This is a genomic window from Marivirga sp., from assembly GCF_024636815.1.
Classification (GTDB): Bacteria; Bacteroidota; Bacteroidia; order Cytophagales; family Cyclobacteriaceae; genus Marivirga.
The window spans coordinates 1-10,316 of sequence record NZ_JAGXGF010000222.1; the positions used below are offsets into that span (position 1 = coordinate 1).

A 10,316-nucleotide genomic window follows, 5' to 3' on the forward strand; every position below is an offset into this window, starting at 1 on the left:
CTTCTTTTTCTAATAGATTAACACCTATATGATGTACATTTTCTAGAAGTAAAACCTTGATTCTGTTTTTGGGATAAGAAAATGCTGAAATGATATTATTTTCGAATAGTACTTCCTCTAATGATGGAGCAATATGATCGGCTTTTTTCATTACTTTTTCACGGCTTACGTTTTCAGTGAAAGCATAAAACTTATTTGCCAGCCCTGCGGCTTTAATTTCATAATCATTATGTCCGTCTCCAATGACATAAATATCACCATCAAGATCTAATTTTCTAATCACTTCAGCTTTGCCACCATCTTTAGATAGTGGGTTGTCCTCATTAAAGCCAATCACTTTACCATTATCATCAAAAAGTAATTCATTAGCATAGATGTGATTTTCCTTTATGCCCAATTCCGTTACGATAGGAGTGATATATTCCTTAAATCCATTTGAGATAACATAAATTGAATCCGCATATTGGTTAAAGAACTCTTTATTTCTTTGGAAAGAAGTTGATACTTGCTTTTTTAATAATTCAATCAAAGGAGGAATATGAGATTCCTTAGCTTCTAATAGTAATAACCTTTCTTTCAAAGAATCTCGAAATGAGATTTCACCATTCATTCCTAAATCAGTTAATTCTTTGATACGTGCTTCAGCAGCAGCTTTTTGTGGCAATCCCTGAAGAGAAATAGAAGCAAGTAGGTCCATTGCTTCAACTCGGGTAAGCGTACTGTCAAAATCTATGATGAAATATTTATCCATTGTGAGCTATTGGTATTAAATTCAGAATATGTTAAGCACTTTCAATTATCAATATTGAGAACTTTATTATGTTATTAATATGCCTAGATTAACTCATACTGATGCTATTTTAACTTGTACCTTATCAACAGTTTTAAGATTTAGCTTTAGAATTGTCAATTGTCAACCTTTTTTTCTTTTCCCCATCCTGACTTCAAATGAAGATCTCTTTGTGGGAAAGGAATTTCAATATTGTGTTCTGCAAATTTCTTGAAAACAGCATAATATAACTGACTTTTCAAAACTCCTGGTCTTTGTATGAAATCTGAAGTCCATACTGCTAATTTAAAATCAAGAGAGCTATCTCCGTAGCCTTCGAACCATAAATCTGGTGCTGGCGCATCCAATACCCCCAGATGATCTTTTGCTACTTGTATAACGAGCTGTCGAACCGTCTCAGGATCTTCATTATAGGAAACCCCAATTGGAATTTTGAAGCGGACTCTTCTGTCATTATGACTCCAATTGATCACCGCACTATTAATAAATTCTGAATTGGGTACAATTATAGAAATATTATCATTGGTGATAACTGTTGTAGATCGCATCGAAATAGAATATACATCCCCGTTAATGTCTCCCACTTCAATTCTATCACCAACTTTAATGGGTCTTTCAAATAAGATAATAATTCCTGATATAAAGTTGTTAGTGATGTTTTGTAATCCAAAACCAATACCTACTCCTAAAGCCCCTGCTAATAAGCCTAAAGTACTTAAATCAAAACCAGCGGATTGGAAAATGGTTATAAATCCGATAACGATAATTGAATATCGGAAGATGGTGCCAATGGAATCCGTAACACCAGTATCTCTAATATATCTGTTTAATACTCTCCTGACCAATAAATTACTTGCTCTTTTAGATAAAAAGACCAGTAAGAAACTTGAAATTAAAATAAAAAGAAGGGTGAGCAATGTGAAATCACTGCCTTTAATGTCAAAAATTACAACATTCAGAAATTCTTGTATTGTAATCCAAAAGTCTTTTATTCCTTGTTGAAATGATTCCATGAATCGAATATAATGAATTATGGTAATAATATGGAAGAATCTCCATAAGACAGAAATCTATAATCGTTTTTTAAGGCTTCATTATAAACTTTTCGCCAATCTTCTCCAATGAATGCTGCAATCAGTAAAATCAAAGTTGATTCGGGTTGGTGGAAATTGGTAATCAAAGCATTAACCACCTGAAACTTATAGCCAGGGAAAATAAAAATCTCAGTATCCCCATGTAAACTTTCTAAATTTTCAGCTTCCATATAATCTAAAATGGCTTGAAAACTTTCTTTTCTGCTTGGTAGATTTTCAAATCCATTTTCATAAGGATAAAGTTTTTTGATATGAAATGTATTGGTTTCATTATTAGTCAATTGTACTCCAAACCAATAAGCACTTTCTAAACTTCTAACTGAAGTGGTACCTACTGCAACAATAGGATTATGGTTTTGCGCTAAAAATTCAATAGTGGATCTCTCAATCTGAATTTGTTCGCAATGCATATCATGCTCTAATACATTATTTGCCTTTATTGGTTGAAATGTACCTGCTCCAACATGCAGAGTAAGTTCATGAATGGGATGTGATTGTTGAATGTCTTTTAAGATTGCATCCGTAAAGTGTAAGCCTGCAGTGGGAGCAGCAACAGCTCCTTCATTTTTGGAGTAAACGGTTTGATAACGTGGTTTATCCTCCTCTGTAGCTGAGCGATTGAGGTAGGGTGGAAGAGGGGTGCTGCCCATCAATTCTACTATCTCCACAAAAGGAACAGCATCATTATCCCATTCAAATTGAATATGATTTTGTTCATAATCCGAGTAAGTGGCTGTTACTTTTATTTTGCCATAGTCTGTCTCGAAAAACCTCTCTAACTGATCCTGGATTTTCCATCTTTTTCGGTTGCCCACCATGCAATGCCAAACACATTTGTTTTTAACTAACATTGCTTGTGCTACTTCTGGAGTAGGATCAAGTGGCGAAAGTAAAAATATTTCAATTTTAGCTCCGCTTTGTTTTTGAAAATGTATTCTTGCAGGAATTACTTTGGTATTATTAAAAATCAAGCTACTGTTTTCAGGCAGATAAGACTTTAAGTTATAGAAATTCTTGTGCTGAATATCCCCTTTTTGATAAATCAATAATTGAGAATGATCTCTTTCTGTTAAGGGGAATTTGGCAATTCTTTCCTCAGGAAGAGCATATTGATACTTTTCTAAATTGATTTGAGATGCTTTCTGTAATAAATCCATTTTCTCTATTCGAAGCTTTTTTGAATGACGATAGTTATGTTTTTACTTTAATTCAATACTTCCTTCTTTTTCGTACGCTATTAACTCTTTTCTTAACCAATCAGGAATTTCAATTGTTGTTTTATTCTTGGTATCAAACATTACTTGTATGGAGGTACCTACAGTATGCACGGTTTTATCATCAGTAGTAATCATATATTCCAAAACGAAGCTTTTCTTGCCCATTTCTTTAGTACGGACCCAGCATTTTGTGTGGGCCATTCCGATTTTCAATTCTTGTAAATAATCGCAATTGATATTGGCTAGCAAAAACATATCTTTATGCCAATCCCAACTAGGTGAGGCCTTAAGCATATATCGGCCACGTGCTATCTCAAAATATTGGATGTAAATAGAGTTATTGACATGTGCTAAAGGATCTAAATCAGTCCATCGCACTTGTATATCTTCTGAAAATTTAAAATTATTGGGATCTACTGTTGGTCTCATTCTTTAAAATTAATTGAAAACAAAATTACGATTAAAAATTTAGAGGAGGGTGAAATTGAATGGGAAATTGGATTGTATTCAATTCTTTAATTTTTGTAGATGATAGTAGCCACCTTTCTCGGAATTAGCATATTCAGCTGAACAAGATAATATTTTTTTCATTTATTGCTTGTTTTAATCCGTGCGTCATTCCTGCGAAGGCAGGGATCTGGTCTTGATGAAACAAAGTTTCAGCAATTCTTTTGATGGATTTTAAATTATTTTAGATTTAAACAATCAGTTTATTTGATATTTTAATCACAGATTAAAATTAAAAGATCCCCGCCTTCGCGAGGATGACGCACAGAACACAAATATGAGTTTAAATTAACTATATACTAATTTATTGAAGTTTTTTAATATGATAGAATAGACCGTCATTCCAAAATAAAATGGAATCTCATTATATTATACTTAAATTTAATCAATATAAAATATTTGATATGATTACATTTCTACCCACTTCCTCTCATCAGAAGACTGTATAGCTTTCTCAATAAACAGCATGCCTCTCATACCATCGTCAATTCCAGCTTTCACGAAATCCTTTTTACTTTTCCCATTTAAGATAGTATCAAAAAAGCCTTCATATATTCTTTGAAAAGCTTCTGTGAAATAAGGAGAGTGTCCTGGGATATTCACTTCACTACTTTCTCCTATTTCGTGGTCTAATCCTTTTATGGACTCTTCTCTAAAATCAGGATATTTTATAGTTAGTAAATTAGGTCGGCTATGGTCCCATACCATTCCTGCCTTGCTCCCGTAAATATGTAAGCTTAAATCCTGGTCTTCACCTGTGCAAATTTGGCTTGAAGATAAGTATCCTTTAGCTCCATTATCCATTTCCAATAAAACATTGGTGTCATCATCAATTTTACGTCCTTCAACCAATATGGAAACATCAGCCATAAGAGATTTCACTTTTAATCCGCTTACTGATTCCAAAAGGTTAAACGCGTGGGTGCCAATATCTGCAATGGTTCCACCTTTACCTGATTTTTCAGGATCTGTTCGCCAGCTTGCCTGTTTATGCCCTTCTGCTTCAATTAATTGAGATAGCCATCCTTGTGAATAATCCACTTTCACTTTTCGTATATCTCCTAAATGACCTAAATCAATTATCTCTTTTGCTTTTTCCAATAAGGGATACCCTCTGTAAGTGTAGGTCATTGCGAAATGTCCTTTGGCTTCTTCTACAGCTTTTTGAAATTCTATAGCTTCAGCATAATCGAATGCGAGTGGTTTATCGCAAATAACATGAAAGCCTGCTTCTAGAGCTAATTTCGCTGGCTCGAAATGTAAATGATTAGGGGTAACTATGGCAACGAAATCCATTCTTATATCTTCATCTAATTGTGCTTCTTTTTCAATCATTTCATCATAGCTGCCATATATTCTGTTATCGTCAAGACCCAGATCTTTTCCTTTTTCAAGAGATTTCTCTTTGGAAGAACTGAAGGCACCGCAAACTAATTTGGCATTTCCTGAAGCGGTAGCTGTAATTCTATGAATATCACCTATCATGGAGCCTGGCCCGCCTCCAATCATACCCATTTTTAATATTTTACTCATGTTTTATTATTTTATTTTTCAAACCCTATTTTCAGACTTAAGCCAAAGCATTAATTCTCCTTTTATATAAACATTTTTTGAATTCATTTCTTATTTCTTGAAACTAAACAATAACTTACTTATTATTAAATTTGATTAAGAAAATTTAGGGAATGAATAGAAGAGAAGCGATTAAAAAAACAGGTTTGGCATTAGGTTTTGCTGCTACTTCCCCACTATTGATGCATTTAATTCAATCTTGCGAAAGTAAAAAACCTTTAGGGTGGAAACCTCAATTTTTTAATGAAAAGCAAGCTTTGTTGGTTGCGGCATTAGCCAATCAAATTTTACCGAAAACAGATACTCCGGGAGCATTAGATGTAGGAGTTGATGTATTTGTTGATAAAATGGTAGCCGAAGTCTATAGTGAAAAAGAACAAAAACAGTTTTTAACTGGACTTCAGGAAATTGAAAAAAATAGTGAATCAAAGAATGGAAAGATATTTACAGATTTAGACAATCAATCTCAATATGATTTTTTATATGGATTAGAGAATGAATCTAAACAGTTGTCTTTCGATTCCGCCCCTCAAGAAAAACCTTTCTTTTTAATGCTTAAAGAGTTGGTACTTTTAGGCTATTTCACCGCAGAGGAAATAATGACCAAGCATTTGGACTATCAACCTGTGCCCTCACAATTGGTGGGTTGCGAACCAATGAAATCAAATCAAAAATTAAGGGTAGGAAATTATTTTTAAGAATGAGTAAAGAAAAAAATCAATTTGATGCCATCGTTGTAGGATCAGGAATTTCGGGCGGATGGGCAGCAAAAGAATTGTGTGAAAAAGGATTGAAAACTTTAGTGCTGGAGAAGGGCAGAAATGTAGAGCATATAAAAGATTATCCTACCATGAATAAAGCTCCCTGGGAGTTTGAACACAGGGGAAGAGAATCTCAGGAGGTACAGGAAGAATATTATGTACAGAGTAAAACTTATGCTTTTGATGAAGGCTCCAAACATTTTTGGGTAAATGATAAGGAAAATCCCTATACACATCCTGAAAATAAAGAATTTCGCTGGTTAAGAGGAAATCAAGTGGGCGGTAGATCACTAACTTGGGGACGACAAAGCTACAGATTAGCTCCCATGGATTTTGAGGCCAATGCTAAAGACGGAATTGCAGTAGATTGGCCTATTCGTTATGAGGATTTAGCACCTTGGTACGATAAAGTGGAGGAATTTATTGGAGTTTCAGGAAGAAATGAGGGCTATGCACAATTGCCTGATGGCAAATTACAGCCTCCGATGGATATGTATTGTGTGGAGGAAAAAGTAAAAGGAGCAATAGAAAAAAACTGGGATGACCGGTTTATGACCATAGGTAGAACAGCAAACCTTACCCAGAATAAGCATAACCGTACAAAATGTCAGTACAGAAATTTATGCAGTAGAGGTTGTCCCTTTGGAGGATATTTCAGCAGTCAGGCGTCCACTTTGCCTGCAGCATCTGCAACGGGTAATATGACTTTGAGACCTCATTCTATAGTGGAATCAGTTATCTTAGATGAAAATACCAATAAGGCTAAAGGGGTTCGAATAATAGATGCAGAAACTAATGAATATCATGAGTATTTTGCAAAAGTCATCTTTTTATGTGCTTCTACCTTAGGTTCCACCTGGATTATGTTGAACTCCAAAAGTGACCGTTTCCCTGATGGTTTGGGCAATACAAGTGGAAGTTTAGGGAAATATTTAATGGATCATCACTTTGAGGTTTATGTAAAAGCTGAATTTGATAATTTTAATGACAAATACCATACAGGTTACAGACCAAACGGAATTTATGTTCCTCGTTTCCAAAATATAAAATCTCAGCATCCTGATTTTATTAGAGGGTACGGATTTCAAGGTGGAGGCAATAGAGTAGGTTGGGGCTATGGTAATAGATTAGCTGGATTTGGAGCTGAATTTAAAGATGCTTTAATGAAACCAGGCCCTTGGGAAATGTCTTTTATGCCTCTTGGAGAGACCTTACCTTATGAAGATAATCAGGTTACGCTGAATGAAAATGTGAGAGATAAGTGGGGTTTACCGACTTTGCATATTGATTGTGAATTTAAGGAAAATGAACACAATATGCGAAAGGATATGATGAAGACAGGTAAAGAGATGTTGGAAGTCGCAGGTGGAAAGAATATAGAATCTGTGAATTTACCTGCTGTTCCTGGTTTTGGAATACATGAGATGGGTACCGCTAGAATGGGGAGAGACCCCAAAACTTCCATGTTGAACAAGCATAACCAATTGCATGAAGTGCCGAATGTATTTGTAACGGATGGAGCTGCCATGACTTCTTCGGCCTGTCAGAATCCAAGCTTAACCTATATGGCATTAACCGCAAGGGCGGTAGATTTTGCCGTTTCAGAATTAAAGAAAATGAATTTGTAATTTCTTATGGAAATCTCCTTAACTACACCGGCTTTACTTTTTCCAGCTATTTCATTGCTGTTATTGGCTTATACGAATCGTTTTTTAGCCTTAGCTAACTTAATTAGGAGTTTGCATGCACGTTATATGAGTGAAAATGATGTTAAAATTAAAGCTCAAATAACGAATTTAAAAAAGAGGGTTATTCTCATTCGTAATATGCAATTATTGGGAATTTCTTCATTGTTCTTTTGTGTAGTGAGTATGTTCACCATTTATCAAGAATATCAAATGGCAGGAAGTATTATTTTTGGCTTCTCATTAGTGCTGTTGATGATTTCCTTATTGCTATCCATAGTAGAAATTCAAATCAGCGTAAAAGCCTTAAATATTCAGATGGGGGATATTGAGAAGTAGGAATTATTTAATAATCTGATATTAAAATGTAACCTGGGCATGTAACCTGGTCTTAGCGTTTCGCTAAGTCTTTATTAAAAAGAATGTATTCCATAATAAGTTTCTGTAAAATTATCTAATCAATTTACCCAGATCTGAGTTAACTATAATGTGCAAACTCAAGAAATAAAATATCCTAATTCAGACTTGGATTTGGCCCGTAAAACAGGTGATTCCTTGGCAGATAAAACCGTAAAAGATTTATTCGAAAGAGGATTTAATCCTTTATCCAATAATGCTTACAATCAATTAGTTTTTAACAATCAACCTATTCCCGATGAGTTTCCTGAAAGCTTAAAACAATACTTTAGAAAAATTAAAGACTATCAAATTGATGAGAAGCTAGCAGAAAAAGGAGCTGATTTTTACGTTGAACATGCTTCAGCCATTATGCTTTGTTTGGGCATGCTTTCTTTGCCTTATTGCTATGCCGCTGCTGAAGGAGCCAAAGTCTTAAGTTTTTCCAAAAGGATTTACGAGCAACCTGAAAAACGCTTGACAGAAACTGCTGAATTTGTGTTTGATGTTTGCAGTCCCGAAGCGTTTACCTCACAAGGAAAAGGTTTTATCAGTATTGCTAAAGTTAGATTAATGCATGCAGCCATCCGTTATCATCTGCTTAATAGCGATAAATGGAGTGAGGAATTGGGAACTCCAGTTAATCAGGAAGATATGGCCGGCACCAACCTGTCATTTTCATTGATTGCCACTCGTGGATTGAGGAAGTTAGGTTACACTATTTCCGCAGTACAATCTCAAAATTACATCCGCTATTGGAATATGATAGGAGAGATGTTGGGAGTTCAAGCAGAGTGGTTACCAGAAAGTAATCAAGATGCTTTTATACTAGAGCAAAAAATCAAAAACCGTAATTTCCGCAATTCAAAAGCAGGAGAGATGCTAGCGATTAACTTACAACGCTATATCAAAAATCAACCTTTGCCTTTTTCTTTCCCTACGGAAACTATGATGGCTTATTTATTAGGAGAAGATATCTGCAAAATGATAGGATTACCTTTTGATAAATTAGAAGTTGGTTTGATAAGCAATATTAAAAATCTGAATGGCATAAGAAATGTATTCCCCACTAATCACCAAAAGGAGTTTAGAAATTTGAAAAAGCAGTTTGGAGAACGTAATTCACAGAGCGCGCCCTTTAAATTTCTGACTCAACTGGAAGCCTAAATTCGATATTTTTTCTATTGCGGATCCACGTCAAAAACTACTCTCAACTTTCTGAATTGACTATTTTCTTGTAATTTATTGACTGAAGCTTTAATCTGATTTTTGGTACTTTCCAAAGGATATCCTTTTTCTAGCTTAATCCAGAGCTCCATATGATAGATGTTTCGGATTTTTGAAATCAAGGGCTCATGCGGAGCTAATACTCGTTGATTGCCTATTTGAGTAAGCAGGGATTCATATAATAATTTTGCTCCATTTCTAACCGAATCGGCTTGAGCTCCTTTCAAAACGATCTTGATTAAACGGCAAAATGGAGGATAGAAGAAGGAATGTCTTTCTTTGAGCTGAAGTTCATAAAAACCTTTGTAATCATATTTTAAAAGATAATTGAATAAAGGATGATCTTGCTGAAAACTTTGAATCCATACTTTGCCTTTTTTATGGCTTCTGCCGGCTCTTCCGCTTACCTGCAGCATCATTTGAAATGCTCTTTCATGTGCTCGGAAATCAGGGTAATACATCATTCTATCGGCATCTACTATCCCCACTATGCTCACATTTTCAAAATCAAGTCCTTTTGTGACCATTTGGGTGCCAATCAGGATTTGTGTTTCACCACTTTCAAATGATTCAATAATCTGTTGATAGGAATATTTCTTACGAGTAGTATCTCTATCCATCCGCTGAATTTTGACATCTGGGAAATGCAGTTTTAAATCATCTTCAATTTTCTCTGTCCCAAAGCCTTTCATCACTAAGGCGGTAGATTCACAACTCAAACAGGCGCTGGGGCTTTTCTGTCGGTAACCACAATAATGGCATTTCAATTCATGCTGATGCATATGGTAGGTAAGGCTGACAGAGCAGTTCTCACATTCAGAAATCCATCCGCAGGTTTCACATTGTAAATAGGGTGCATAACCTCTACGATTTTGAAATATGATGGCCTGATTACCTTTGCCCAGCTCTTCCTCCATTGCTGTCAGAAATATATGGCTATAGTCATCGGTCACCTGCTTTTTGGCTGTCATTTTACGCATGTCCACCACTTCTATTTCAGGTAATTTACCTTCTCCATACCGCTCTGTTAATTTAACAAAACCATATTTGCCTTTTTGGGCATTATA

General features: G+C 35.1%; 10 protein-coding genes. 4 read left to right on the forward strand and 6 right to left on the reverse strand.

Annotated features, from left to right (window positions below):
- The 5 genes from Q0L29_RS15725 to Q0L29_RS15745 all read right to left on the reverse strand — a co-directional run.
- Positions 1 to 751, reverse strand: a 751-nt coding sequence (locus tag Q0L29_RS15725; protein ID WP_296623169.1) for an HAD-IB family phosphatase, incomplete at its 3' end; no start/stop codon positions are given.
- Positions 752 to 906: 155 nt separating this feature from the next.
- Positions 907 to 1,803, reverse strand: coding sequence for a mechanosensitive ion channel domain-containing protein (locus Q0L29_RS15730; RefSeq protein WP_296623173.1), 897 nt, complete (start codon positions 1,801 to 1,803; stop codon positions 907 to 909).
- 17 nt (positions 1,804 to 1,820) lie between these two features.
- The gene (locus Q0L29_RS15735) at positions 1,821 to 3,041 is read right to left on the reverse strand and encodes an S-adenosylmethionine:tRNA ribosyltransferase-isomerase (RefSeq protein WP_296623174.1); all 1,221 of its coding nucleotides are present in this window, start codon (positions 3,039 to 3,041) and stop codon (positions 1,821 to 1,823) included.
- A gap of 42 nt (positions 3,042 to 3,083) precedes the next feature.
- A complete protein-coding gene (locus Q0L29_RS15740) occupies positions 3,084 to 3,530 on the reverse strand; it encodes a thioesterase family protein (RefSeq protein ID WP_296623176.1) in 447 nt (148 codons plus the stop codon).
- A gap of 486 nt (positions 3,531 to 4,016) precedes the next feature.
- Positions 4,017 to 5,141, reverse strand: a complete 1,125-nt coding sequence (locus Q0L29_RS15745; RefSeq protein WP_296623179.1) for a Gfo/Idh/MocA family oxidoreductase — start codon at positions 5,139 to 5,141, stop codon at positions 4,017 to 4,019.
- 152 nt (positions 5,142 to 5,293) lie between these two features.
- Between Q0L29_RS15745 and Q0L29_RS15750 the strand changes: the two genes are divergently transcribed.
- From Q0L29_RS15750 to Q0L29_RS15765, 4 genes are all read left to right on the forward strand, one after another.
- Entirely contained in the window at positions 5,294 to 5,878 is a 585-nt protein-coding gene (locus Q0L29_RS15750) for a gluconate 2-dehydrogenase subunit 3 family protein (protein WP_296623181.1), read from the forward strand.
- A 2-nt stretch (positions 5,879 to 5,880) separates the two neighbouring features.
- Entirely contained in the window at positions 5,881 to 7,569 is a 1,689-nt protein-coding gene (locus Q0L29_RS15755) for a GMC oxidoreductase (protein WP_296623183.1), read from the forward strand.
- A gap of 6 nt (positions 7,570 to 7,575) precedes the next feature.
- Positions 7,576 to 7,965, forward strand: coding sequence for a DUF2721 domain-containing protein (locus tag Q0L29_RS15760; protein WP_296623185.1), 390 nt, complete (start codon positions 7,576 to 7,578; stop codon positions 7,963 to 7,965).
- Positions 7,966 to 8,115: 150 nt separating this feature from the next.
- The gene (locus Q0L29_RS15765) at positions 8,116 to 9,189 is read left to right on the forward strand and encodes an oxygenase MpaB family protein (protein ID WP_296623187.1); all 1,074 of its coding nucleotides are present in this window, start codon (positions 8,116 to 8,118) and stop codon (positions 9,187 to 9,189) included.
- A 14-nt stretch (positions 9,190 to 9,203) separates the two neighbouring features.
- Here the strand turns inward: Q0L29_RS15765 and priA are convergent.
- Positions 9,204 to 10,316: primosomal protein N' (priA, locus tag Q0L29_RS15770; protein WP_296623189.1), on the reverse strand; the 1,113-nt coding region annotated here is incomplete at its 5' end.